Source organism: Zymobacter palmae (assembly GCF_003610015.1).
GTDB classification, from domain to species: domain Bacteria; phylum Pseudomonadota; class Gammaproteobacteria; order Pseudomonadales; family Halomonadaceae; genus Zymobacter; species Zymobacter palmae.
On sequence record NZ_AP018933.1, the window covers coordinates 2,572,168 to 2,598,448 of the forward strand.

17 protein-coding genes are annotated in these 26,281 nt (G+C 55.4%); 4 read left to right on the forward strand and 13 right to left on the reverse strand.

Annotation, left to right across the window (positions count from 1 at the left end):
* Positions 1 to 110: 110 nt before the first annotated feature.
* The 9 genes from ZBT109_RS11380 to ZBT109_RS11420 all read right to left on the reverse strand — a co-directional run bounded on the left by ZBT109_RS11380 (position 111) and on the right by ZBT109_RS11420 (position 15,854).
* Complete coding sequence (locus tag ZBT109_RS11380; RefSeq protein WP_027706147.1) at positions 111 to 587, reverse strand: hypothetical protein; 477 nt, start codon at positions 585 to 587, stop codon at positions 111 to 113.
* Between the two features lie 246 nt (positions 588 to 833).
* On the reverse strand, positions 834 to 1,187 hold the full coding sequence (locus tag ZBT109_RS11385; protein ID WP_051524201.1) for a hypothetical protein: 354 nt from the start codon (positions 1,185 to 1,187) through the stop codon (positions 834 to 836).
* Positions 1,188 to 1,361: 174 nt separating this feature from the next.
* Positions 1,362 to 2,144 (reverse strand): RHS repeat protein, encoded by a 783-nt coding sequence (locus ZBT109_RS11390; RefSeq protein WP_027706146.1) that lies wholly within the window; start codon positions 2,142 to 2,144, stop codon positions 1,362 to 1,364.
* A gap of 19 nt (positions 2,145 to 2,163) precedes the next feature.
* Positions 2,164 to 2,966 (reverse strand): IS5 family transposase gene (locus tag ZBT109_RS11395; RefSeq protein WP_120185374.1). Its coding sequence is split into 2 segments (ribosomal slippage): positions 2,164 to 2,636 and positions 2,636 to 2,966, totalling 804 coding nucleotides; the frame shifts between segments, so codons are not numbered across the junction.
* A gap of 803 nt (positions 2,967 to 3,769) precedes the next feature.
* Complete coding sequence (locus ZBT109_RS11400; protein ID WP_120185375.1) at positions 3,770 to 6,400, reverse strand: RHS repeat-associated core domain-containing protein; 2,631 nt, start codon at positions 6,398 to 6,400, stop codon at positions 3,770 to 3,772.
* A gap of 155 nt (positions 6,401 to 6,555) precedes the next feature.
* Complete coding sequence (locus ZBT109_RS11405) at positions 6,556 to 6,972, reverse strand: hypothetical protein (protein WP_027705641.1); 417 nt, start codon at positions 6,970 to 6,972, stop codon at positions 6,556 to 6,558.
* 26 nt (positions 6,973 to 6,998) lie between these two features.
* On the reverse strand, positions 6,999 to 11,843 hold the full coding sequence (locus tag ZBT109_RS11410) for an RHS repeat-associated core domain-containing protein (protein ID WP_120185376.1): 4,845 nt from the start codon (positions 11,841 to 11,843) through the stop codon (positions 6,999 to 7,001).
* A 24-nt stretch (positions 11,844 to 11,867) separates the two neighbouring features.
* Positions 11,868 to 14,660, reverse strand: a complete 2,793-nt coding sequence (locus ZBT109_RS11415) for a type VI secretion system Vgr family protein (RefSeq protein ID WP_084261974.1) — start codon at positions 14,658 to 14,660, stop codon at positions 11,868 to 11,870.
* Between the two features lie 528 nt (positions 14,661 to 15,188).
* Positions 15,189 to 15,854 carry an HAD family hydrolase gene (locus ZBT109_RS11420; protein WP_027706322.1) on the reverse strand — a complete coding sequence of 222 codons (666 nt, stop codon included), beginning with the start codon at positions 15,852 to 15,854 and terminating at the stop codon, positions 15,189 to 15,191.
* Between the two features lie 610 nt (positions 15,855 to 16,464).
* Between ZBT109_RS11420 and ZBT109_RS11425 the strand changes: the two genes are divergently transcribed.
* Both ZBT109_RS11425 and ZBT109_RS11430 read left to right on the forward strand, forming a co-directional pair.
* Positions 16,465 to 17,469, forward strand: a complete 1,005-nt coding sequence (locus ZBT109_RS11425) for an aldo/keto reductase (RefSeq protein WP_232012846.1) — start codon at positions 16,465 to 16,467, stop codon at positions 17,467 to 17,469.
* A 324-nt stretch (positions 17,470 to 17,793) separates the two neighbouring features.
* Positions 17,794 to 19,524, forward strand: coding sequence for a Na+/H+ antiporter (locus ZBT109_RS11430; RefSeq protein WP_027706324.1), 1,731 nt, complete (start codon positions 17,794 to 17,796; stop codon positions 19,522 to 19,524).
* 153 nt (positions 19,525 to 19,677) lie between these two features.
* On the opposite strand, the gene ZBT109_RS11435 is transcribed toward ZBT109_RS11430, so the two are convergent.
* The 3 genes from ZBT109_RS11435 to ZBT109_RS11445 form a co-directional block, all read right to left on the reverse strand.
* Entirely contained in the window at positions 19,678 to 22,170 is a 2,493-nt protein-coding gene (locus tag ZBT109_RS11435; RefSeq protein WP_145984524.1) for a mechanosensitive ion channel domain-containing protein, read from the reverse strand.
* A gap of 85 nt (positions 22,171 to 22,255) precedes the next feature.
* On the reverse strand, positions 22,256 to 22,744 hold the full coding sequence (locus tag ZBT109_RS11440; RefSeq protein WP_027706325.1) for a glutathione peroxidase: 489 nt from the start codon (positions 22,742 to 22,744) through the stop codon (positions 22,256 to 22,258).
* Positions 22,745 to 22,939: 195 nt separating this feature from the next.
* Positions 22,940 to 23,446: an NUDIX hydrolase gene (locus ZBT109_RS11445; RefSeq protein ID WP_027706326.1), complete on the reverse strand. Its 507-nt coding sequence runs from the start codon at positions 23,444 to 23,446 to the stop codon at positions 22,940 to 22,942.
* Between the two features lie 507 nt (positions 23,447 to 23,953).
* On the opposite strand from ZBT109_RS11445, the gene ZBT109_RS11450 reads away from it, so the two are divergent.
* Positions 23,954 to 25,267, forward strand: coding sequence for an MFS transporter (locus tag ZBT109_RS11450; RefSeq protein WP_084261969.1), 1,314 nt, complete (start codon positions 23,954 to 23,956; stop codon positions 25,265 to 25,267).
* Positions 25,268 to 25,357: 90 nt separating this feature from the next.
* Here ZBT109_RS11450 and ZBT109_RS11455 read toward each other — a convergent pair whose 3' ends face one another.
* Entirely contained in the window at positions 25,358 to 25,648 is a 291-nt protein-coding gene (locus ZBT109_RS11455; RefSeq protein WP_027706327.1) for a hypothetical protein, read from the reverse strand.
* Positions 25,649 to 25,923: 275 nt separating this feature from the next.
* Here ZBT109_RS11455 and ZBT109_RS11460 point away from each other — a divergent pair, with 275 nt between their 5' ends.
* Positions 25,924 to 26,280: a hypothetical protein gene (locus ZBT109_RS11460; protein ID WP_027706328.1), complete on the forward strand. Its 357-nt coding sequence runs from the start codon at positions 25,924 to 25,926 to the stop codon at positions 26,278 to 26,280.
* Position 26,281 lies beyond the last annotated feature (1 nt).

Sequence of the window (26,281 nt, forward strand, 5' to 3'; positions counted from 1 at the left end):
GAAATAACACAGCAAGGATGGGCAAGGCGGCGTCATTAAATCCTGCCCTCGCGGGGAGCCGTATTTATGCAGATACGTAATTTTGACTTGTTGTATTTATTGGCCAAGTATCAAATAACAATATATTTATCGCGTGTGAAGCCTACAGGCCAGTGACCGCTGTAATAGATATCTGTCACCTCGCGCCACTTTCTTCCTAAAGAATAAAATTCTTCGTCAGCAAGCTGTCGAAATGCAAAACGGATAGCGGCTTTAGCAACAGAGTAAAAATCATGGGGAGGACATATAAATATTTTTTTATCAATGTCTCGCGTAGCTCTTGAAATAGCCAGATTCAACTTTTTTCGCCATGTGATTAGTTCATCATGCCTATCCATATCATTATAAAACGGATCATTTTGAGTAAACGATGAGGGCAACCATGTTACATTATCATAAACACCCTGTTCAACAAGTTTATATGGCTCAACAAACACATCTCTCACATTCCCAACAAAAATAATACTTTCTAGACAAATATCATCACACCCCATATTTGAAAAGAACTGAGCGCACTCTATATTTCTTATTTCATTGTCTATATTCATTTATATATATCCTTTCAACTGACGGTGCCAATCACTTTTGGAATCAAAAATATGCTCCGCTATCAAAATACCGCCCCTAGAAGCGTAAAGGCATCTCTCGTTAGCGGCACTGCCGTCGCTGTCATTGGCCTTTGCAAGCTATCCCCATGCATGGTAGTGCCCAACTCAATATAGAAGCCCCTCGTAGTCAGAAATTTTCTATAGCAAGTCCATACAGGGTGGACTTATTTTTTCTATACTCAATACTCATCCCTTTGATATAAAATCTCTCCAGCCTTTAAGCGCTTTTTCAAAATCATTGATATCTATGATACAAAAATAGCTTTCATCATATAGCGAAAATAACGTTACTCCGTTTTTTTCAATTCTCGCAGACCAACACTCTCTATCCCAATCAAATTTTTCTACTCCACCATTTTTAACAGACTCTATACCGTGGATACTATCATTCACAATTTTAATATAGGTATGTTTAGAAAGTCCGCCATCATCTGTCAGCAACGCCTGCAATATATCAATATTGCCTTTAGCAAAAACATCTGTTTTAACATTCGGACCTTCAAAAGGCCCTTCATTTTCCCAGAAAAAATTTATCTTCATAACAATATTCTCAATATTTTAACTCGGCAAGGAGGAACACCACTCCCTCTTAATAAATTGTCCGCCTTTGTGCTATTATAATGAGATATCCTTCGCGGACGGTGAGTTCCTGCGGCGTACTCAGATAATCCATCAGCGGTAGGCGATAGTCGAGGCCTTTTCGCGCACACCGCCCTAGCAGGCATTGATCGGTTGACTGTCGCGGTGCTGCTCGGTGCTCTGCAACAGCTCGGGGTCGATCAGGTTACCCGCCGGGTCAAACGCGAAGGTCTCATTGCCCAGCGGCGTACTGGCGGCTTTCAAACGACCAATTGGGTCATACTGATAGCGCGTTTCACCCTTGAGCGAGTCGTCAATGCCGTACAGTTCAGAGGTCTGAGTGTAGTGATACAACCGCTGCTGCTTGGCCTCTTCGCCTAACAGACGCTGCTGACGGGTCAGGCGGCCCATCACATCGTACTGGCGCGTCTGCTGTTGGACACCATAGTGGCGCGCCGTTTCGCGGTGCAGCGCGTCGCGCTCGAAATCGAACAGCGGTTGGCGATCAAGCGACATCGCGTGCACATGGCCGGAACCATAACGCAGCCACGCCACTTCCTGCCCGTTTGGCAGGGTGGTGGTCTGGTTACCTAGCACGTCATAGGTGTGGCGATAGACGCTGCGGTAGTGATAGCCGTCCGGCAGGTCAGCAGTCTGCTCTTCAGCGATCAGATTGTCCAGCGCGTCATAATGCAGACGTACCGCGCTGTGGCTGTTCTGCACTGAGGTCAGGCGGCCCAGCATGTCGTGAGCGTAACGCGTTTCAACGATGCCGTGACCCTTGCGTTCGATAAGCTTGCGCTTCAGCAGCCCCGTACTGTCACGTTCGTACAGCGTGGCCTGATCACCCTCGCTGTACGTCAGTAGCATCCCGCCTTCGTCGTACTGGTACTTGCGGGTACGACCGTCAAAGCCCACTTCCTGCTTAGAGGCTGTTTCAAAACCCCAACATCAGCTTCTTAAAACAGATCATGGCACATCGCAGCAACGTGAAGGCGCAGTAAATATCGAGTCGGCGTTCGTACCGAACGGCTAGCCGTTTAGCGTGATTGAGCCATGCAAAAGTGCGTTCTACCACCCAGCGGTGCCTGCCTAGCCTCGTACTACTGTCCTTGCCGCGGCGCGCTATCCGCGGACTGATACCTCGAACAACACAGGCTTCTCGACAACGCTCGTAGTCATAGGCTTTGTCAGCGTGCAGTTTGTTCGGGCGATGCCGAGGGCGGCCGCGAGTGCCTTGCAGCTTAGGTATCGCTTCCAGTAACGCCGTCAGCGGAACGCTATCGTGCATGTTCGCACCAGAAAAAAGCACTACCAACGGTACGCCATTGCCATCCGTCAGCAGATGATGCTTGCATCCCAAACGTCCTCTATCGGTGGGATTAGGGCCTACGGCAGATCCCCCTTTTTCGCCTTTACGGATGAGCCATCCACGCAGGCGCGTTCCCAGTCGATGCGATCTGCCAGATGCAGGCGGTGTAACAGCTCATGATGGAGTTGTTGCCAAACGCCAGCCTCATGCCACTTTTTCAGCCGTCGCCAACAGGTGGGGCCGGAGCCAAACCCTAGAGAAGTAGGCAGATGTCGCCAAGGAATCCCTGTCATCAGTACGAACAAGATGCCAGACAGCGCTTGTCGGTCAGATACACGAGGCCTTCCTCCGCGAGGGTCTGGCGTGTGCTCGGGGAGAAGAGGTTGGATGATATACCAGAGTTCGTCAGGAAGTAGTGAAGTAGCCATGCAGTGAGACTTTTAGGCAACATGATTTTTTTCAAGGGGTTTTGAAACACTCTCTTAAGGCGATGCAAGAGATCACATAGGCCAGCTGGTCCCGTCGCACCAACGTATTTCAATTAACATGGAGATTATAATATATATTTTTTGCACTATATAATACCCAATATTCAATTTAAAAATCATACCCCCAACCAAAATAATAATTAAAATCTTTCAAAAGTTACTTCTCACTTTTTATAAATTCTGACAAAAAATCATATAACTGACTAGCAATGCATTCCACATGCTCTTTTTTAACAATCAGATTGAAAAAATAATACTGATCTTTAAGGTCGTTTATTTTTGAAGTATAGACATTAAAAAACTCAACATAAGCAGTGTAAAAAAACCTTATTTTTTCTGACGCAGCCTCTAAATCAGAGCAAATATTTGTTATATCAAAAAAATATTCGCGAATTCCTCCCCAACAAAACCGACTTCAATATAAGGGGATTTATATTTTTCGCAAATAAGCCAATGTTCTTTATTTTTCCCTTCATCTGAATATATATATTTCATTGTCAGTCCTTTATTTTAAAATCTGTAACGTGAGTCATGTTGCCTTTTTCATCTATTTTAGCCATATAATGCACTATAACCCCATTAATTTTTTGCTCTACTTTTGACCATCCTTTTCCTTTAAAACAAGGATCGTTTATTTTATCGCTATCAATAATAACAGTACCATTTTCAGGATATTTGTTAACGTGATCATAAGCAAATTCTTCATTCTTATTATTTAACTTAGTTCTACCAGTAGACTTTGTCTAAATTTTCTCAGGTTTTCGTGATGAAGAGGATTTCTTTAAGCCAAATGGATCTATCCACTGCACTGGGTTAGGTGCATATTGATAAAGATTAGTCCCACCCGCGAGGCTAATCGGGTCTTGGCTCGTAAACCGTCCTACCTGTGGATCGTAGTACCTGTATCGGTTGTAGTGCAGTCCTGTTTCAGCATCACAGTACTGACCCTGAAAGCGCAGGGGCATCTCTACGATGGGGGCGTTGCCTTCGCTGTCATTGGCCTTTGCCAGCTCTCCCCATGCACGGTATTGCCCAATCCACTGTAGATTGCCGTCTCGGTCGGTCAGTTCCTGCGGTGTGCCCAGATGGTCGGTATGGATATAGTACAGCTGGGGTTCATTGGTGACTGAATCTGCCGAGTATGCAACGCTCCCTGTACCTGTCATACGCTGTGAGCGCTGGTCATAAGTCTCAGCCAGCTGTGCCGCGGGTACGAAGCTTTCGGGTTCGTACAGCCAGTGGGTGCGCTTAAGTGCACGTGCTGTCAGTGTGTGCACGCGCTGGGCGATTGGCAGTGAGAACTTTTTGCTCGGGTCTTCAGGTTCTAGTTCAGGCTCTTGCGGGTAGGCAAAGGTGTCCCAGAAGTGGAACTCGCCTTCGAACACCTCTTCCGAGGTCAGTAGGTTGGCGTCCCAGCTAAACACCGTGAGCTTAGGCTTAGCTTTGCCGTCTTTGACCAGTTTCCATAGGCGACGCCCAAAGCCGTCGTAGCCGTACTTGGCGTGCATTTCAGGCGGAGTGGTGTCACCGGCAGCAGGTGCGCGACGGTAGCGTTTGACCTCGATCAGGCGGTCGTCGGCGTCGTAAACGTATTCGGTAGTGTGCCCACTGGGTTCGGTCTGGCGGCGGCGATTGCCACGCTCATCGTACTGGTAATGCGTGCCCGCATAGCGTTCCAGCAAGTTGCCCATCACTTTGGGAAGCTGGCGGTAGTCGAATTTTACTTCTTCGCGCGCACCGTCCCAATGGGTGTTGATCGGCTGGCTATCGCGGTGCTGCTCGGTGTTCTGCAACAGCTCGGGGTCAATCAGGTTGCCTGCGGGATCGAAGGCAAACGATTCCTCACCCAGTGGTGTGCTGGCGGCTTTCAAACGACCAATTGGGTCATACTGATAGCGCGTTTCACCCTTGAGCGAGTCGTCAATGCCGTACAGTTCAGAGATCTGGGTGTAGTGGTACAGGCGCTGCTGTTTAGCATCGTCACCTAGCAGACGCTGCTGACGGGTCAGGCGGCCCATCACATCGTACTGGCGCGTCTGCTGTTGGACGCCATAGTGGCGCGCCGTTTCGCGATGCAGCGCATCGCGCTCGAAATCGAATAGCGGTTGGCGATCAAGCGACATCGCATGCACGTGGCCAGAGCCATAGCGCAGCCATGCCACTTCCTGCCCGTTTGGCAGCGTGGTCGTTTGGCGATTACCCAGCACGTCGTAGGTGTGACGATAGACGCTGCGGTAGTGATAACCGTCCGGCAGGTCAGCGGTCTGTTCTTCAGCGATCAAATTATCCAGCGCGTCATAATGCAGACGTACCGCGCTGTGGCTGTTCTGCACGGAGGTCAGGCGACCCAACATGTCATGCGCGTACCGCGTCTCAACGATGCCGTGACCCTTGCGTTCGATAAGCTTGCGCTTCAGCAGCCCCGTACTGTCACGTTCGTACAGCGTGGCTTGATCGCCCTCGCTGTACGTCAGTAGCATCCCGCCTTCGTCGTACTGGTACTTGCGGGTACGACCGTCGAAGCCCACTTCCTGCTTAAGACGACCGACACCGTCGTAATCGAACGTCCACTGCTCACCGTTCTGGTTGGTCAGGCGTGACAGGCGGCGCAGAGTGTCGTACTGATAGGCCAACCGGAAACCGGCCGCATCGATGCGCTCGACTGGCAGCCCCTTACCGTCGTAGGCGTAGCGGGTTTCTTCGCCTGTCGGGTTAACGTAGCGGGTCAGGTTGCCCTCGCCGTCGTACTCGAACTGCTCAGTGGTGCCATCGGGATAACGCACGACGGTCGGCAGCCCCATCCGGTCGCGCTGGAAATAGATCTTCTGTTTCAGCGCATCGGTTTGCTCGATCAGCTGACCACGATGATCGTAGGTATAGGTAGTCTTCTGGCCTGAACAGTCGGTAGAAGCAACCAGCTGCCCTTGTTCATTCCACTGATAACCGTATTCGTTATTGGCCGGATCGATGACCTTGATCGGCAGCGACTGATCGTTGTACTTAAATTGGGTGGTGCGACCCGCAAAGTCAGTATCCGCTGCAACACGATTTTGACTGTCGTATTGCATTTCGCGCGTACGGCCCATGGGGTCAATCGTTTTGACCTGATGCCCTTTTTCATCGTATTCAAAGGCCATCGTACGTGACATTGGATCGCTAAAGCGGATCAAACGCCCCTTGGCATCGTATTCAAAGGCAAAGGTACGCCCTTCACCATCAATATGGGCCAGCAGGTTACCGTGCTCATCCCAGCGCCAGTGTTCGCTGCCAAGATGCGGCTGATACGGAGTGGTCCGTGATTCGATGCGATTGAAGTAATTGTAGCGATAGAAGGTCTCTAGCCCCTGCGCATCGGTGACCTTGGTGTACCACATGCGGCGGTTGTACTCGAAGCGGGTATCTTCACTGCCATCGTCTAGCCAGTTATGGATACAGCGCGCTTCACGCGCATTGGCGGGTTCACCTTCCGCCTGACCGGGCCACTCCCATTCCAGATGGCATCCCTAGGCTGTTCAGGCATCAACGATGACTATCTAAATACATATATGTTTATATCATTTTTAATAACACTGGTGTTTTTTATATAATCTGCATTCTTGTATAAGATAGATAAAAGCTCCCATGCATCGGGATATTTATTGGAAAACTCTTCAAATCCAATCAGAACGTAACAAATACTACCTTCTTCTGATTTCGAAATCATAGCTCCTCCAATTGAATCATCCAAAGAGTCCCAGTTTTTTTCGAGAACATTCTCTTGACTCAATTCAGTTTCTAATGGGAAACTAATACTTAAACAATTAAATAAATCAACTATTCCATTCACTCCATTCAAATCAATGAGAAAAGAATTATTTCTTAGAGAAAGAATGTTTTTTTCAGATGAGTAACCTCCCCGCTTAAGAAAGCTTTTTTTAACCGTTTCAATATGCTCTTGATCACTCATACACTTCTCCTTTGAAATTGTTAAAATCATATTTCTATAAATGTTTTGTAATGATCTTGGGTATAATATTTCTGCCCTGAATCGTTATTCACTACAACCCGTCGAGGTCCAGGCTTTCCTTGTGGTGTATCCGGCGAGGGAGACACACGATACTCTCTATAAGGAGAGTTTTCATATTTTCCTCCGGGCAAATCGCCCCGTCGGTTCTCGAAATTAATACCCCATCTTTTGGCAGTAGCATCGTTGGGGGTCGCTCCATTATCTATATGGTTGACAGTGCGATCGAGAGCATTTCTCTCTTCAAGAGGCAATTGGGATCTGTCCAGTTTCGGAATATTATCGCCAGTTCCGCTTGGACATTTTTGATTCAGACGTTGCAAACCCAAGGCATCTACCCACTGCACTGGGTTAGGTGCATATTGATAAAGATTAATCCCACCCGCGAGGCTAATCGGGTCTTGGGTCGTAAACCGCCCTACCTGCGGGTCGTAGTACCTAAAGCGGTTGTAGTGTAGCCCCGTTTCAGAGTCGAAGTACTGCCCTTGGAAGCGCAGTGACATCTCAACGTTAGCGGCATTGCCTTCGCTATCAGTGGCCTTTGCCAGCTCACCCCACGCACGGTACTGCCCTACCCACTGCAGATTGCCTTCGCGGTCGGTGAGTTCCTGCGGTGTGCCCAGATGGTCGGTATGAATGTAGTACAGTTGGGGTTCAACTGTTGCTGCGCCTGTCGATACAGCGGATGAGTAGGCGGCTTGGCCAGTGCCTGTCATGCGTTGGGCATGCTGGTCATAGGTCTCAGCCAGCTGTGCCGCGGGTACGAAGCTATCGGGTTCGTACAGCCAGTGGGTGCGCTTAAGTGCACGTGCTGTCAGTGTGTGCACGCGCTGGGCGACTGGCAGCGAGAATTTCTTGCTCGGGTCTTCGGGCTCGAGTTCCGGCTCTTGCGGGTAGGCAAAGGTGTCCCAGAAGTGGAACTCGCCTTCGAACACCTCTTCCGAGGTCAGTAGGTTGGTGTCCCAGCTGAACACGGTGAGCTTAGGTGTGGCCTTGCCGTCTTTGACCAGTTTCCATAGGCGACGCCCAAAGCCGTCGTAGCCGTATTTGGCGTGCATCTCGGGTGGTGTGGTATCACCGGCCGCAGGGGCGCGACGGTAGCGTTTGACCTCAATCAGGCGGTCATCGGCATCATAAAAATATTCGGTGGTATGGCCGCTTGGTTCCGTCTGACGGCGGCGGTTGCCGCGCTCATCGTACTGGTAATGAGTACCCGCATAGCGTTCCAGCAGGTTGCCCATCACTTTGGGCAGCTGGCGGTAGTCGAATTTGACTTCTTCGCGCGCGCCGTCCCAGCGGGTGTTGATCGGCTGGCTGTCGCGGTGCTGCTCGGTATTCTGCAGCAGTTCGGGGTCGATCAGGTTACCCGCCGGGTCAAACGCAAAGGTCTCATTGCCCAGCGGTGTGTTGGCGGCTTTCAAACGACCAATTGGGTCATACTGATAGCGCGTTTCACCCTTGAGCGAGTCGTCAATGCCGTACAGTTCAGAGGTCTGGGTGTAGTGGTACAGGCGCTGCTGTTTAGCATCGTCACCTAGCAGACGCTGCTGACGGGTCAGGCGGCCCATCACATCGTACTGGCGCGTCTGCTGTTGGACGCCATAGTGGCGCGCCGTTTCGCGATGCAGCGCATCGCGCTCGAAATCGAATAGCGGTTGGCGATCAAGCGACATCGCATGCACGTGGCCAGAGCCATAGCGCAGCCATGCCACTTCCTGCCCGTTTGGCAGCGTGGTCGTTTGGCGATTACCCAGCACGTCGTAGGTGTGACGATAGACGCTGCGGTAGTGATAACCGTCCGGCAGGTCAGCGGTCTGTTCTTCAGCGATCAAATTATCCAGCGCGTCATAATGCAGACGTACCGCGCTGTGGCTGTTCTGCACGGAGGTCAGGCGACCCAACATGTCATGCGCGTACCGCGTCTCAACGATGCCGTGACCCTTGCGTTCGATAAGCTTGCGCTTCAGCAGCCCCGTACTGTCACGTTCGTACAGCGTGGCTTGATCGCCCTCGCTGTACGTCAGTAGCATCCCGCCTTCGTCGTACTGGTACTTGCGGGTACGACCGTCGAAGCCCACTTCCTGCTTAAGACGACCGACACCGTCGTAATCGAACGTCCACTGCTCACCGTTCTGGTTGGTCAGGCGTGACAGGCGGCGCAGAGTGTCGTACTGATAGGCCAACCGGAAACCGGCCGCATCGATGCGCTCGACTGGCAGCCCCTTACCGTCGTAGGCGTAGCGGGTTTCTTCGCCTGTCGGGTTAACGTAGCGGGTCAGGTTGCCCTCGCCGTCGTACTCGAACTGCTCAGTGGTGCCATCGGGATAACGCACGACGGTCGGCAGCCCCATCCGGTCGCGCTGGAAATAGATCTTCTGTTTCAGCGCATCGGTTTGCTCGATCAGCTGACCACGATGATCGTAGGTATAGGTAGTCTTCTGGCCTGAACAGTCGGTAGAAGCAACCAGCTGCCCTTGTTCATTCCACTGATAACCGTATTCGTTATTGGCCGGATCGATGACCTTGATCGGCAGCGACTGGTCGTTGTAGCTGAACTGGGTGGTGCGACCCGCAAAGTCTGTGTCCGCTGCAACACGATTTTGACTGTCGTATTGCATTTCGCGCGTACGGCCCATGGGGTCAATCGTTTTGACCTGATGCCCTTTTTCATCGTATTCAAAGGCCATCGTACGTGACATTGGATCGCTAAAGCGGATCAAACGCCCCTTGGCATCGTATTCAAAGGCAAAGGTACGCCCTTCACCATCAATATGGGCCAGCAGGTTACCGTACTCGTCCCAGCGCCAGTGTTCGCTGCCAAGATGCGGCTGATACGGAGTGGTGCGTGACTCAATGCGATTGAAGTAGTTATAGCGATAGAAGGTCTCTAGCCCCTGCGCATCGGTGACCTTGGTGTACCACATGCTGCGGTTATACTCGAAGCGGGTATCTTCACTGCCATCGTCCAGCCAGTTATGGATACAGCGCGCTTCACGCGCATTGGCGGGTTCACCTCCTGCCTGACCGGGCCACTCCCACTCTAGGTGGCACCCCAGACCGTTGCGGTTGGCATAGAACGTCAGCAGGTGCTGTTCATAGCGGTAGGTGCGAGTACGGTCGCGGGCATCGGTCTGCGCGACCAGATCGCGCTGCGTGTCATACACATAGTGCGATAGCACTTCAGGAGCGTGCTCAGCATCCGGAAAATGGCGCTCAATACGTTCGACCAGTCCCTCCGCGTTATACGTCAGGCGCACGTCCATCGCCGCACCGTCAGTAATACGCGTCATCAGCCGCTGAGCGGTGTCATACTCGAAGTGCAGCGCGTTGCCGTCTTGTTCGCGGACCTCGACCAGCCGGAACACATGGCGTCCCGCGGTATTGGCACTGCCCATTCGCACATAGCGCTGGCGATCGTTATAAAGCGTCTCCAACACGATCTCGTGCTCGGAAGGACGTGACAGCGTGATATGCTCCGCGGGTTCATAACGCGACTCGCCCACAGCGAGGGAGGCAAGCGGCACACAGCGGTTTTCATCGTCAATAAAGAACAGCTGCTCGTCGCTCTGCTCGAAGCGTAGATGGTAGGGCGTACTCCAACGCGCACCCAGCTCGCTATCGTCCAGCATGTCACAGCTGGAACGGTAGAAGCGCGTCCACTCAAGGTCAATAAGCCCGGGCACAACAAAGTCGTTCTGCCATAGGTTTTCATCCCCCATTACAAGATGAATCGGGTTCTGTGTACGGGGCGGAGGACGGTGTTTCGCCTCTACTTTAGGGCACGTTGAGCAGCCGGGCTTATCTTTCGCCGGCGTAGGGTGATTGTCGGCAGGTGCCTTGGTGCAGTCACCTTTCTGTTCAACCAGCGCGGCGGGCTGATGCGCCTTGCCATCGTTGGTCACGTGTGACTGCGCCTGCACGTTCTTTGTCCGGTGACGACGTGCCAGTACGGCATCGGTAATGGCAATCACCAGCGGCATCAGCTTGAGTATGGCATCCCCCACCATAACGGCGCCCTGCACGCTATAGTCACGCATGCCCTGCTCAAGGGACTGGCGCAGTGTCTGATCCAAACAATCCAGCAGCTTTTCCATGCCTTTAAAGGCAATTTTTTTGACATTGTCCGATGGCCAAACGGTCCAGCCTTCCTCGATCAACTTGACCTGCTTGGCCCAGTTGAACGGGCTGTGGATGAAATCCGCCAGCGAGTTACCTAGCTTCTGGATCAGATCAACCAGAAGGCTTTTGAGCTCTTCAATCCATGACTGCAATTTCAATAAGAACTCTTCAATCTGGCCGCTGAATACCTCGACCAGCTTGTCGATTAATAGCGCCAACCCCGCACCGCGCGCGAACTCCCACAGGCCGTGTCTGACAACAGCACGGATGGGGGCAGAGGCGTTACCTGCCGCAGGTATTATGCCGATACCATCAACGCCGAGCGTGACCCATAGCCAGATGTTCTTGAGATTCGAATGCTGGTTATGCTCGTCGGTTTTGCAGATTTCATAGGTGTCGAACGCCACATCTTTAAGTGCAATGACATTACCTACGATAGGAATGCATGCGGCCCCTTCCATGATGTAGTGCACCATGTTGCTGCCGTTCTCGTTCGGCTTCGGCTCTTCCATCGTGACTTCTGGCTGAGAAGGCTCAACGTTGGCCGGGGCATACATCACACGTCGCTGGTTGGCCTGCTCAATCAGCTTGGGATCAATGCCTTTGAGCGGATTTTCTTCTGCCGCGCTGGCATCGTTCACTACCTGTTGAGGTGAGACCAGGCTCTGCTGATCGTTTTGTGGTGTGTCTGTCATGAGTGTTCGTTATCCCTGCATTCTTTATTTTGTGATGTCCGAGGAAGGATCAATGCCAGCTAGATTCAGCGGCTTGCCTTTTCCTTGCCAACGCGGCCAGACGTTAGCATCCCCCGACACAGGCGTCGGCTCGCGGAAGAACTCCACGGCGGCCCCACCCGGTGGCACGCCCGTCAGCATGGCTTTCCCTGACGCATCCAGTGCCCCTTCGCGCACGCTGCCGTCGCTTAATGTGGCGCGGTACTTCGCACCGGGGACGGCTTCGCCTTGGGCATAGGCGTGCCACAGCTGTAGGTTGCCGGGTTCACTGGTCGGCAATTCAGGCAGGGTCGGGCTTTGCGAGGTCGAGCCAGAGAAGGCGTGCTGAGCCCCTTTCACGCTGATGGTGCCGGGCGCATGAATCTCAATGTTGCCGCCCTTGATACGGATATAACCGCCGCCACAGCTCAGCAGGATCTCGTCGGTCGCCGCCACTTCGACCTTGCCCTGCGTTGAGCTGACGTGTACGTCCTTCTGGGCGGTAAGGGCCAGTTCGTCCGATTGTGCCTGTATCTCGACCTTGCCCTTACCGGCGAACAGTTTGATCCCGGCGTTGTAAACGAACACCGACAGTTTTTCAGTGATCGAGGCCAAGAGGCTCTTGCCGGTGGCGATCGTGGTGTCCTGTCCGCTGGTCAGGGTGAGGTGCTCGCCCTGTGCCAGGTGCGTCGACTGCGGGGTGGTCAAACTGATGCCCGCGGGTGACGCGGCATGCAACCACGGTTCGCTCATCTTGCGCGATTGCCCCGTACCACCGCTGGCGCTCGCCTGTGCTGCGGCGGAGTCACCGCTGCTATGAGAAGTGCCTGCCAAGGCAGTACTGGCCTGTTCTGCGGCCTTGGTCAACGGTTCGGTACTGGTCAGGGCGTCGGCCTTGTGCTGCTTGGCTAAGTCGCTTAACTGGTCGTTGAGGCGCTGGGCATTGGTCAACTGCTGGCGGGCAGGATCAACGTCCAGCTGGTCACCGCTGGCATGGGCTTGCCCCCAACTTGACAGGTACAGCCCTTGGTTGGCCCGTACGGCACCGTAGGCGTCACTGCGCAGCTCGAAGCCAAGGCCGCGGAATGCGCCGCGATCGTTACCTTCCTGATGAATCAGGTAGCCCAAGTTCAGCTGTGAATGCTGTTGGTCGGTGCCCAAGCGAATGCGGCTTTGCCCGGTGGCGTCGTCAAACACCAGTTCGTTGTAACCACCGCCGTGGTAATTTTGGGTGTGGAAGCCCGACAGCAGGCCATTGCTGTGCCACAGCGGCTGACGATCACCGTTGTAGACGCGCCCGGTAATCAACGGCCGATCAGGATCGCCTTCAAGGAAGCTGACGATCACTTCCTGCCCAATGCGCGGCACAAACACCGCACCCCAACCGCTGTCGGCGTTGTCTTGTGATACGCGCAGCCAGCAGCTGGATTTTTCGGTGTACTGGCCGGTGCGGTCCCAGTGAAACTGGACCTTCACGCGATTGAGGCTATCGGTATGAATCTGTTCATTAGCCGGCCCGACCACGATGGCGGTCTGTGGGCCGCCCAGTTCGGGCTTGGTATGGGTGATCGGGGCGCGATACGGCACATTGCGGTACTGCGCTTCCAGCTGAACATGGAAGAACGCCGTTCCGGCGGTATCTTGCTCAGAAGCCCCTTCAACGGTGTGCCCCGTCACGTCGCGCAGCGCTTCAAGCTGTGGCTCTAGACTGCCCGGCATCTGACGGCGCACGGCGGCCATCGGCAGGTTGTTCTCTGCCGCCCAGCTCAGCTCCAGCAACAGGAAGGTACGCTTCTCCATCCCGCCGCTGTCATGATTGGGGTGCTGGCTTAAGACAAAGCCGTGGCCCACACTCAGCTGACGTATGCCGCCCGCCCCCGTGAACCGTTCGGCCTGCGACTCATGGCCTTCCATCAGCGTTTCACCCAACTGATGGCCGCGGTCGTAGCGGGGGAAGCTGTATTCACCGGAGTAATCGTACTGCTCCAGCACCGGCAGCCCGCTCTGATCGTCGACGGTATCGAGCTGGACCCGCGTCGGCGCGCCCGGTGCCTTGTAGTCGAACGAGCCCAAACTAACGCGGGTCGGCTGCACGCGACGCAGGTGTCCCCAGTCGGTCAGACTGTCGAACTGCTCGGTCGCGGACTGGCGATGAAAGCGTATGGTCTCGGGGCTGACATTGGGGCAGGTGTCGTTGTCGTCGGTAAAGACGATAACGTGCTTATCCTGTTCCTGCGCGACGTACCACCAAATCCCTTCTTCTTCCAGCAAACGGCTGATGAAGTGGTAACTGCTTTCGCGGTACTGCACGCAGTAGGAGCGTTTAGGGTAGCGGTCTTGGTGGCGCAGATCGAAGCGGAAACCGCCCTCGCTGAACGAATGGCCTTCCAGTACCTGCGTGACGATCTCAACAACCGTCAGGTCTTGGAAGATACGGCTGTCACAGACGTGCTCCAGCAGCGTCAGCCACGGCTTAAGCACCAGCTGATAGTCGCTGACACCGCCGTCGCTTCCCAACAGGGCAGCATCGCTGACGATCGCGTGCAGATCACGGTAAGTGCCGTCGGCTTGCAGAAGCGACAGCGTGACCGGCTGGGCCAACAGCTGGCGCAGGTCAAGGTCATGCTGCTGCGAGAGGCAATCGACGGTAAAGGTAAACGGTGCGCTGAGCTGCTCGTGCGCCACAACACGCTGTACCAGCAGCGCATGGCTACCTAACGGCGTTGAGAGCGTGAGTAAGCGCCCGGCATCGCTCAGGGTGATGTCGAACAGCTGCTGCAAGGATGATAGAGACGCCATCATTCCCCCTTCAATAATTGTGCTTAAGGTGATGGAGGCTGATATCCACTGCGCCTCTATCCCATTTTTTTATGATCGTTACCAGTAAGTTAACCGATTATTGGCTTCATTTCACCCATCTGGCGAGCACGTTAACACCCTTTTTCCGAACGACCGATTTATCTGCACATTGCGCTATAGCATGGGCTGAACGCGAGGTTCATCACCATAACAAGGTGTTTCATAACGGTACGCATCACTCATGATTATCGTGCGTTACACGCTTGTCTTTAACGCAAACATCGTGATTACAACAGCCCATTATTATATCAAAAGAATAGGGAATACAGCATGCTACAGGCGTGTTCCACAGTGCATGAAGAGGCCGTGAACGGCCAGAGCGGCGTTGCCTAGCAGGCCATTTCGTTCAGAAGGGAAAACCACTGGCGAGCGCTATCGCGTTCAATGGGGAATTTATCAGAGGGGCGAGGAGCATCCCTTCCGCTCACAACCATCGACCTTGCATGGCCAAGCGGAAGGGAAAAAGGGTTACAGCTGGGCTTCGATCCAGCGCCATACGCCTTTCAGGCCATCGTCAATGACGACGGTAGCGGCAGAGAAGTCGCCACTGCGGGAATGCTCGTTGGGCACGGCGGCGACAGGAATGTCGGCACTATGGGCAGCCTGTACACCGTGCGAGGTGTCTTCCACGGCCAAGGATTCGGCGGCCGTTACGCCCAGTCGTTCCATGCCCAGCTGATAGCTGTCAGGGAACGGCTTACTGCGTTCAACGTCATCACGGGTAACGACGGCATCGAAGAACGGGGCCAGTTCATGATGCTTAAATGTAGGCGCCAGTTCGCTGCGAGAGGAAGCCGTCACCAGTGCCAGTTTCAAACCACGGTCGCGGCACAGGGTCAGAATCTCTTTGGCAAACGGCATCATATCGACCGGGTGCTCGGTAAAGTAGCGCCCGGTTTCGATGTTCTTGCGGCGGACGATCTCTTCGAGCGGCACGGTCAGTGACAGATGCTCTTTTACGTGCCGCGCAGCTTCGGGCACGGGCAGGCCCGCCAGGCCGTGGGTATAGGTGTATTCATCCAGCGGAGCTTCACCGCACTCGGCAAGAACGATATTCCAGACTTCGAAGTGGTTCTGTTCGGAGTTGGCCAGCGTACCGTCAAAATCAAAAAGAATAGCCTTGATACTGCTCATGCAGTCGTCTCCTGTTGCATCATCGTTCGAATTAAACACTGGCGGTGATCCTCTACCGGCTACGCGGACGCAGCGCTGGGGGCAACGATCCACGATCCACCCCAGCCTATCACCATGCCGTCTGCGTATCGCGCGTCTTATTCACGCTATCGCCCACAGGCGTCAGATGCTGCATACCTGCGGCGTATCCCTACGCTTTACTGCAGCAGAATCACCGGGCATGCACGCGTACGTAACACGTAAAAGAAGAAGCTCAGTATACCGAGGCGCTCGGCGAGAAAAGATAAGACCTTCTGGCATGATAAGGATAGGGAACCGGAACGGCTTAGTAGCGCTCTCACTATTCAGGACAGCCATACACCTTCAGCACCGCGAAGTGTGCAAACGGTACCGATACCCTTGAATACACTTAGTGCCACCTACACTGTCTTATGGATAGGGCCATAAACTGGCGCTAACGCTATCAGCTGCCACGAAGAAAAATATGCATTGAAGTAAACGATGATTCGGGGCGGGGCGAGTCAACGCTCGCCGCCACAAGCAAAGAAGGTCGCGCGGCAACGCGCTGTTCACGGCTGAACGCCACTAACGCACCATGCGGGAGAACACCATGACCATGGACACCATTACGCTTCCCAAAAGTGATATCACGGCAACGCGCATCGCGCTAGGCACTTGGGCCATCGGCGGCTCATCTTGGGGCGGTACGGATGACAAGCAGTCGATCGCGACCGTACAGAGCGCCATCGACCGCGGCATTACCTGCATTGATACGGCTCCGGTATATGGCTGCGGCCATTCCGAAGAACTGGTCGGCAAAGCATTGAAGGAAGGCGGGCGTCGCGACAAAACCATCATTGCATCCAAGTGTGGTCTGAACTGGAAAACGGACGGCACAGTGTTCCGTGATGCCTCTCCGGCACGCCTTGCGCAGGAAATCGACGACAGCCTGCGTCGGCTGCAAACTGATCATATCGATATCTATCAGTTGCACTGGCCAGACAGCACGGTGCCGATCGAAGAATCCGCCGAAGCGTTACGCAAGATCCGTGAAAGCGGCAAAGTCCGCGCCATCGGGGTCAGCAACTTCAACCCCGAGCAGGTCAAGGCGTTCGAAAAAGTGTGCCCGATCACGACCCATCAGCCGCCCTACAACCTGTTCGAGCGTGATATCGAGAAGGACTTACTGCCCACACTGATCGAACAGAATATCGGTACGCTGACTTACGGTGCACTGTGCCGTGGCTTGCTGTCCGGCAAAATCGACCGCAATCGCACCTTCAGTGGCGACGACTTGCGCAACAGCGATCCTAAGTTCCAGCCACCGCGCTTCGAGCAGTATCTGAACGCCGTGAAAGAACTGGATGCTTTTGCGCTCGTTAACTATGACCGTACGGTTCTGCATCTGGCACTGCGCTGGCTGCTTGATCAGAAAGGCGTTTCCATTGCACTGTGGGGCGCACGCCGTCCCGACCAACTTGACCCTGTCAATGACGTCATGGGCTGGTCACTGGATGAAGATGCCAAGGCTGAGATAGACCGCATTCTTGATCGCAACATTAAGGCCCCTGTCGGTCCCGAGTTCATGGCACCGCCGCTGCGCACAGAGATCTGATCCAGCAAGACATCGCCAGAAGTCATCAAGCCCCCTGCTCTAGCGGGGGGCTTGCCGTTCCATCAACGGATGCAACAACACCCTTCAGGCAAAGCCCCCTTACGGCCGATACATTTACTGACATTCAATGCCTTGCCACGCACTCGTCTTCTGGCGTTTCATGCCTGAGGGATCCCCCAGTCGCCGCCTATTGACATACGTGGTATGGTTATTAGAAGCGACTTTTAAAGAAGCAAGAGTTATATATTCGACGAAAATGTTCCGATATACACTTGCTTGCGTCTCATTCACCTCCTTGTTGTCGATCAAAGCCGAGCCCTATCAATGGAAACAGTTTTCCTCGTTCTGACCCTCATTTCTGTCGCGTCAGCTACTGGTATTGCCGCACGTTTCCTTCCATCTCTTCCTGTCCCCCTCGTCCAGATTGCCTTTGGCGCGCTGCTGGCACTGCCGTCAATCATCGCCCCCGAATGGGGACTAGGCTTGCACGTCGATCTCGAGCCAGACATTTTCATTCTACTGTTCATTGCGCCCTTGCTGTTTGCTGATGCTCGCCGCTTCCCTCAGCGTGAACTGATGGCACTGCGCGGGCCAATTCTCGCACTGGCGCTCGGCTTGGTGCTGGTCACGGTGGTAACCATCGGCTATCTGATTCACTGGATCATTCCAGGCATTCCGCTCCCCATCGCCATGGCGCTGGCAGCGGTACTGTCACCCACGGATGCCGTCGCCGTATCGGCCATTTCAGGGCGTCTTCCCGTACCGCCACGCCTGATGCGCGTGCTGGAAGGGGAATCGCTGATGAACGATGCTTCCGGTCTGGTGGCGTTTAAGTTCGCGATGCTGGCGGCGACGACGGGGGCCTTTTCATTCAGTCAAGCCACGTTGAGCTTCATCGTGATCGCCATCGGGGGGCTGCTGCTCGGCGGTGCACTGGCGTTCGCATTCAGCTTTATTCGTACCCGTCTGATCGACCGCCGCAGTGGTGAGGAATCAGCCACCCAGATCGTGCTGCTGCAACTGCTGCTGCCGTTCGCAACCTTCCTACTGGCGGAGCACATGCACCTCTCCGGCATCCTGGCTGCTGTCGCGTCGGGGCTGGTTATCAACCGCACCGATTTAAAACGCGAAAGCCAGGTGCGCGTACGTCTTAAGACGCGCAGCATGTGGGAAATCATCGAGTACGTGCTCAACTCGTTGGTGTTCCTGCTGCTGGGCTTCCAGTTGCCGCATATCTTCACCAAAGCGATGGAAACCACTGTCGATGACAGCAACCCCTTCAGCATTCTGCTGGTGATCAGCTATGTACTGATCATCACTGCGGCACTGCTGGGGCTGCGCTTCCTGTGGATCATCATGGCCGCCAAGAGCAGCGGGCTGGTGGCCCATCTGCGCGGCAACATGGTGCAGAAGATTTCATTGCGCCTGATCGGTGTATCGACCATCGCAGGTATCCGCGGGACCATCACGCTGGCGGCGGCCCTGTCGTTCCCAATCTGGATGACGAAGACCCAACAGCTCCCCTACCGTGATCTGCTGATCTTCATCGCCACGGGCGTCATCCTATGCACGCTGCTGATTGCCAGTATCGGCATGCCAGTGCTGCTGCGCGATCTGGAGATTCCGTCCGATGAACGCATGCGTCAGGAAGAACGTCAGGCACGTCAGATGGCCGCCAAAGCCGCAATCCAGTGCATCGAGCAGGTACGCCAACAGCGCATGGACGAGCTGAACAGGATCGCGGGCGACAGCAACGATCCGCACGTCAACGACCGCCTGCTGGCGTTCACCGATGTCAGTACACAGCTGTTGAGCGACTATCAGGAACGCATCGCCGTAGAGGATGACCGCGCCAGCACCTCCCGCCATGAGCTAATGCAGGATATCGAGCGCAAACTGCGCATTGAGGCCCTGCATGCTGAACGCCGCGAGATCTACCGTCTGCGCAGTCGCCACCGCATCAATGATGAACTACTGCACCGCCTCGTCAGCGAGATCGACTTGGCCGAAACAGCCCTGATGACTGGCATTCCGCTGCCTTCATCGCATGCCTGATCGCAGCATCCGCATCGTTTGAGCACCGTCGATTGCGGTCAGAATGAAAAACAAAGAAAAAATGGGGGAAGCCTGATGGCTTCCCCCATTTTTATCTTCCCGCGCCAGCATTCACGCCCCAACTGTCATCAGAGGGGCATGAGCTCACGCACTTTATTCGGGTTCGCGACGGCGTTCCCGGTCGTTATCATCATCGTCCGCCGCATGCGCATCAGCATGGGCATCCACCTCCGGTTTCTCCGCGACGTCCTCTGAACGGCCGTTGACCAGTCGTACATTGGCGGCTGGCGCATTGCCGTTGCGGTCTTCACCGAAGTAAAGCGTCTGATGCGGATACGGCATTTCAATGCCCGCTTCATCGAACTGGTTCTTAACCAGCTTGTTGAACAGGCGCCCTACCGCCCACTGTTTGCCGGGCAGCGTCGTGATCATGATGCGGATGATGACCGCACTGTCGGCCAGTTCGATAACGCCAGGCACTTCCATATTGCCGATGATGAACGAGGACACTGAGTCGTCGTCATTCAGCTTCTCGAACGCTTTCTGAAGCTCAGCAATGGCATTGTCGATATCTTCGCGATAGGCGATGCCGTACTCCCCTACGTGACGGGCAAAGCCGCGCATGTAGTTGGTGACCTTGTCCACAGACGAAAACGGAATGACATGGTAGGCACCGTTAGTGGCGCGGATAGCCACCGAGCGGATCGTCACACGCTCAACCGTACCGTTGATGCCCGCCACATCGACCACATCACCCGTATTCAGCGCATTCTCCAGCTGGATGAAAATACCGGTAATGATGTCTTTGACTAACGTCTGCGCCCCGAAACTGACCGCTAGCCCCAGTACCCCAACACTGGTCAGAATCGGGGTGATGTTGATGCCTAGCTGGGACAGTACCACCAGCAGCGTCAGCGACACGATGACAATCATAATGGCGTTGCGGAACAGCGAAAGCAGGGTCTTTTCACGCGCGCTGGCCTGATGGCCGTTGCTGTCGCTCAGACGATGCTCAATTACGCTGGCGATCAGCGTCCACGCCATCATGGCAATGAATAGCACTAGGCTCACGTCGATCAGCGTACTGACCATGCGAGCGCCTTCCGACGAGGTCAGCCACGCCGATAGGTTGAAGGCATGCCAAGCGTCGAGCACCATCAGCACTACCAAGATGCTAAGCAACGTGCGAATCACATGGAGTGCCTTGGGCACATAAGCGTTCAGCCGCGTTTCCAGCAGCGGCAGGGCACGGCGCGCCCCTTCCGGCAACCGGACGCGTCGCGACATCAGCGCGGTCAACACCGCAGAGATCAGCAGACCACCACCGACGGCAATCAGCGTCTGCAGCGTGGCGGTAGCCATGAACGGCAACGCATGCGTCGGCTCGACCTGGCTGACCACCAGCAGTACGGTGAAGTATAGGATGGCGAAGATATGCCACGTCCGCGCCAGCGCGCGCATCAGCGTACTGAAGAAGTTGATGCTGATATCGTCGGCCATAGCGTTGAATTGATCGCGCAGTACCGTGCGATTGCGCACGATGACGTGCACTGCATAGATATAGACGCCGATCATGATGACCAGGCTGGCCAGAATACCCATCGCCGACCCGGTCAGGTTCGAGATAATCGGAATCGCAACCAGCAACCCATAGCCGCTCAGTCCAACCAGACGCGCCAGCCAGCGGTTCCAGTAGCGCGCCGTCTCGGTCGTCATCATCGGGAACAGGCGCAGATGGTCGTAGCGGGTGGCGAAGATCAGGCGCAGTACGGCCTTAATCAGCTCAATCATCCCGAACGCGCTCAGGTACTCAGGCACGAACATGCCGTGCTCGCCAGGCAGCCCGATACCGAATAGCCCCGTGCCGGAACCGACCCCAACCGCGATACCCACCAGCAGTATATCGACGAGGAACGAACCGCCGACCGCCAGAATGCGCTTGCCGATCACGGCAGCGCTGGGAGCACCGGGATCGACCTCTTCACCCTCCGGAGCCGTAGCGGCTTGCTGTTCACGCTGGCGTCGGTCTTCGATCATCTGGCGATTGACCCAGTCGTTGACCCGCCGATAGAACGGGGCCGCCAGCAAGCGCAGTACCCAGAACACCACCTGCGTCACAATCATCACCAGAATGACGCCGGACATCAGGCCGCGCCAATCGCTGAAGGTCATGCTGGCTGCACCGCGGCCGTGCAGCAGGTCATTGATGGCTTGGCCCGCCTGAACCAGCTGATCGCCGATCTGTGAGGCAAGCCGCTCGGTTGTGGTCGCAATCTGGTTCGGCAGCGATCCCTTATCGTTTTCCGGGTGCGCCGCCCCGCTCAGCCCAACGTCGGCAGGCGACTTGCCATCGGCCATCGCCCTCAGCTGCTCAACCATCCGCTTGCGCGTAGTATCGTTGGAGAGCATGTCGGCCATGGCCTTGTATGACTCACGCTCTTCGGCCGTCAAGGATGTCGTTGCCGCCGCCGCATGGGGGGCCGACGCGGTGGCCGCCACAGCACTCGGCACGACCGCGCACAGCATAGTCCACAGCCCGACAAGCAGCAGTCCTATCGTCACGTAGCGACGTGCACCGTGCGGTCGCATCGGTGAAGTCACGCTCGTCAGCGCATTCCTTTGCCAATGTGCCTTCAAGATCAGCACCTCTTCTCTATCCAATGATCATGACGTGCGGGCATGCCCGCAAAGGGGGCCTATCCTGCCGACTGCAGCGCTGGTGCACAAGTACTCAACGCACGGGGGTGTCCAGTGCACGCTCGATGTCACGCCGCATTCGCTCGGGACGCAGCGTCGGCGAATAGCGATGCAACACCTGTCCATCGCGGGAAATCAGAAACTTGGTGAAGTTCCATTTGATTGCACGGGTGCCCAGCACGCCGCGGGCTTCACGCTCAAGATAGGCAAAAAGTGGATGGGCATTACGTCCATTGACGAATACTTTTTCCATCAACGGGAATTGGATACTGTAGCTCGCACAGGCCCTAGCGATGTCACGCCCTTCCTCGGGCGTCTGATGGGCGAACTGATCACAGGGGAACGCTAACAGCGTCAGTCCTTGATCGTGATAACGTTCGTACAGGGCCTCCAGCGCGGCCAGCTGGGGGGTAAAGCGACAATGGGTGGCAATGTTGACGATCAACAACACCTGCCCCTTGAGCGCATGCAAGTTGAAGGGCGTCCCTTCCAGCGTATGGCATGGAAGCGAATACAGTGACATGAACATTTCCTCGCACTCTGACGGCAACGGCCCTTGCCTGATAGCCCTTCCCTCGGCGCGGCACGGGCGTCTGGCGGAGCAAGAGGAAAGAGCATAGAGCCTTCATTCTAGCGGGTGATAGCGCCGCCCGCGAAGCGGAACGGGCCGTTTGCCGAACGGGTGTTTGTCATGTCGTCCGTGACAGTGGAATCGTGCTCAGGCGGCGGCTAGCCAGCCCTGTGAGACCAGCATCGACAACGCCACGCGGGTATCCGGAGTGACATTATCAAGCGCCAGCGCCTGCTGCGGGGTCAGCCACTGCACATCAACCACTTCGCTGGCTTGCAGCGCCAGCGGGCCATTGTGCTCGGTCAGATACACCCCTCCGAAGCAGTGCAGGCGCGCATCGGTATAGCGGAAATCGAAACAGTGCGTCAGCTTGCGGCGACGGATACCCAGCTCTTCGAATAGCTCGCGGCGCGCTCCCGCGTGCAGGCTTTCCCCCGCATCCACGACACCGCCTGCGGCTAGGTCATAGGCTCCTGGAAAGATGTCCTTGGTCATGGTGCGTCGCTGCACGCACAGGTGCCCTTGGGCGTTATGCACGAAGATATAGCTGGCTTGATGCCAGAGCTTGAAGCGGCGCACGAACGCCCGCGTTGCTGACCCACAGGGTCGATTGCGTGCATCGACTACCTGAACCCATTCCTGCGCTGGTGACATACGTCGCCTTCTCCTGTACTCGGCGTAAGCGCCCGCTTTCGCTGGCCCGATATTCCTGTCAGACACTGTCAGGCACGATATGATTCCGCGTCGGCCCCGGCCTTTGCGGTCAGCGTATCCTATGAACCGCTATCATGCAGTGGCATCCCTGTAGCGAATTGAAAATAACCTTCCACAATTGCACGCTGCTCATGCCTTGCCACTGTGCCTTTCATTGCCCCTCCGCCACGACGCTGACCGCACGCTCCCACGAGACCTGTCGGTATGCAATGCACGGTCAACATGACGAAATGCTTGATCTTTGAGGTGCTCTGGTCGTATATGACTCACGGTGCGGCACCGCCTCAGCGGTAACCCGATAGCGTCCGGTGTTTATGCGTCAAACGCTTCGTGGGTCATCTTTCAGATCTAGCGTCGCCTCCTACTCCTTATTGAGGGCAGCCCATGCGGCCCTCGCGTTCTATGATGTCTGCGATCCCGTCGCCCCCAGTCCAATTAGAGGTGGTCATGCCCCGTCACTTGCTGGCAATCACGATTGCGCCCATTCTCGGGCTTTTTATCATCAGTACCGGTAACGGGCTGATTTCATCGCTGACACCGCTGCGCCTAGATGCCATGGGTGAATCAGCCATGGTGATCGGGCTTATCAGTGCCGCCTACTTCGTCGGACTGACCATCGGGGCGTTCTGCAATGACCGTCTGATCATCCGCACGGGCCATATCCGTGCTTACAGCAGTTTCGCCTCGCTGACTGCCGTCACCATCCTGCTGCAAGGCATGCTGGTCAATCCGTGGGCATGGTTCGTGCTGCGTCTGATCAATGGCTGGGCGACGATGGGCGTGTTTTTAGTAGTGGAAAGCTGGCTGTTGCTGGCCGCCGACCAAAACAATCGCGGCCGCTTGCTGGCGGTCTACATGATCGCGCTCTACGGTTCCTGCCTGATCAGCCAAGTGGGGTTGGGCAACATCGACGGCTTGGGCGTCGACTCACCGTTCATGCTGGCGGGCACGTTGTCTGCGCTGTCGGTCGTTCCGATGGTGGTCATTCCCCGCATCGCCCCAGAGATGGAGCGCGTCGAACCGGTCATGCCGCAGCAATTGCTGAAACTGACACCGACAGGGGTGATGGGCTGTTTCGGATCGGGGATCGCGCTGGCGGCCATCTATTCACTGCTGCCGCTCTACCTTCAACGCGTAGGGATGGATGTCCGTCAAGTGGGCCATATGATGGCCTACGTGATTTTCGGGGCAATGCTACTGCAGTATCCGGTGGGCCGTTGGTCCGACCGACAGGACCGTCAACGGGTGCTGATCGTGCTGAGTGCGCTCTGCGTACTGATTTCAGCCGCCATCATCGTACTGCCCAACTCACCGTTTATCGGTCTGCTGATGTTCCTACTGGGCGGGGGGATATTTTCGCTCTATCCAGTATCAGTCAGTCACGCGGCCGACCGTACTTCGGCGGATGCTCTGGTACGTATGATTCAAGGGATGCTGCTGATCAACTCCTTCGGTTCAGCCATCAGCCCGCTGATCATTTCGCCGGTTATGTCCGGCGTCGGGGCTAGCGGCCTGTTCTGGTCACTGGCCGTGCTGCACCTGTTCCTGCTGGTGTTCTTCATCTGGCGCCGCATGGTTCGTCCGGCACCGGTACCGGTCGCGCCGTTCGAACCGTCAACACAGATGACACCGATTGGGGTCGAGCTGCGCGTTACGGATGATCTGGTGGCAGGCGCGCTCGATCAGGACATGGCCGCCACGCCGGAAATGGCCGCCGAACGCAACCCGCTGTCCGATGACGATGCACCGCTGCAGCCCTAACTCGTCCCATAACACAACGCCCCCGCACGGATCACCGTGCGGGGGCGTTGTCGCATTCATCTTTGATGAATCTCTTGGCAGCCTCAGCGGCTAGAGTTCACCCACGCTGTCCTGCACCACTGCTACCACGTCCACATCAGTGGAAGTCTCGTCAAGCAGAGGATGCAGAGCATTGACCGGCTTCGCCAGTGCCGTCAGTGTCACCATCAGCAGTGCCGATGTCGCCAGTGCCCAGCGACGACGCACGCGCTGGCGCCAGGCCATATGCCGGCGCTGACCCACGCGGTGCCACCAGCCTTCGATATGAAAGCCGCAGATTGGGCAACCACTCGTGGCATGTTCAATGCGTTTCTTACAGTCTGGGCAAGTGATCTTGGACATGTCGTCAGCAGCGGTATGAAAATGGATGAACGTCAGAGGGGGCGGAGTATACGCCTGCTTCCCCTACCCCCTGCAACCCCCTTGGGGAGTGAATATCCGCTTCATTTTTACTTTCTTTTAGGAAGTCACCCTAAAACCGTGGATTGCGGCGTATCTGATGGCCCTTTTTTCTCTGCCCGTACGGCGTGCATCGACAACCCTCATCGGCTTGCCTAGTCTGAAAGACAGCACTATCCCCTCGTACAGCATTCGGATAAATATCCGGGAGGCCGCCTATGGCACGCAACGATACGATCGACCAGCGCTATACCGCGACAACAGGCGAAATCGACCAGCTGGATGATGAAGCCGCTGCCGAAGAGCTGTTAACGGGCGAAAGTTCAACGGTATCGGCCGAGGACCTGCCGCAAGAGTTCGATGATCTGGCAGACGCCGCGGAGCACGGTGGTCAGGACCGGGACGACGAACGGCTGGCGCGCAAGACGCACGAGCTGGAAGCACGCGATCTGACCGATGTCGATGAAGAAGGACTGGAAGGGCACCTGAAGACACTTCATTTCGAAGAAGCAGAAGGCGAGGACGGCGTTAACCCGCAGACAACGCGTCCCGATGCGCCTCATCGAAAAGGCTGAA

Bases quoted from the DNA above. Each gene is read 5' to 3' on its own strand.
- ZBT109_RS11380 (WP_027706147.1), bottom strand. From the start codon at position 587: ATGAATATAGACAATGAAATAAGAAATATAGAGTGCGCTCAGTTCTTT.
- ZBT109_RS11385 (WP_051524201.1), bottom strand. From the start codon at position 1,187: ATGAAGATAAATTTTTTCTGGGAAAATGAAGGGCCTTTTGAAGGTCCG.
- ZBT109_RS11400 (WP_120185375.1), bottom strand. From the start codon at position 6,400: ATGTGGTACACCAAGGTCACCGATGCGCAGGGGCTAGAGACCTTCTAT.
- ZBT109_RS11405 (WP_027705641.1), bottom strand. From the start codon at position 6,972: ATGAGTGATCAAGAGCATATTGAAACGGTTAAAAAAAGCTTTCTTAAG.
- ZBT109_RS11410 (WP_120185376.1), bottom strand. From the start codon at position 11,843: ATGACAGACACACCACAAAACGATCAGCAGAGCCTGGTCTCACCTCAA.
- ZBT109_RS11415 (WP_084261974.1), bottom strand. From the start codon at position 14,660: ATGGCGTCTCTATCATCCTTGCAGCAGCTGTTCGACATCACCCTGAGC.
- ZBT109_RS11420 (WP_027706322.1), bottom strand. From the start codon at position 15,854: ATGAGCAGTATCAAGGCTATTCTTTTTGATTTTGACGGTACGCTGGCC.
- ZBT109_RS11425 (WP_232012846.1), top strand. From the start codon at position 16,465: ATGACCATGGACACCATTACGCTTCCCAAAAGTGATATCACGGCAACG.
- ZBT109_RS11430 (WP_027706324.1), top strand. From the start codon at position 17,794: ATGGAAACAGTTTTCCTCGTTCTGACCCTCATTTCTGTCGCGTCAGCT.
- ZBT109_RS11440 (WP_027706325.1), bottom strand. From the start codon at position 22,744: ATGTCACTGTATTCGCTTCCATGCCATACGCTGGAAGGGACGCCCTTC.
- ZBT109_RS11445 (WP_027706326.1), bottom strand. From the start codon at position 23,446: ATGTCACCAGCGCAGGAATGGGTTCAGGTAGTCGATGCACGCAATCGA.
- ZBT109_RS11450 (WP_084261969.1), top strand. From the start codon at position 23,954: ATGCCCCGTCACTTGCTGGCAATCACGATTGCGCCCATTCTCGGGCTT.
- ZBT109_RS11455 (WP_027706327.1), bottom strand. From the start codon at position 25,648: ATGTCCAAGATCACTTGCCCAGACTGTAAGAAACGCATTGAACATGCC.
- ZBT109_RS11460 (WP_027706328.1), top strand. From the start codon at position 25,924: ATGGCACGCAACGATACGATCGACCAGCGCTATACCGCGACAACAGGC.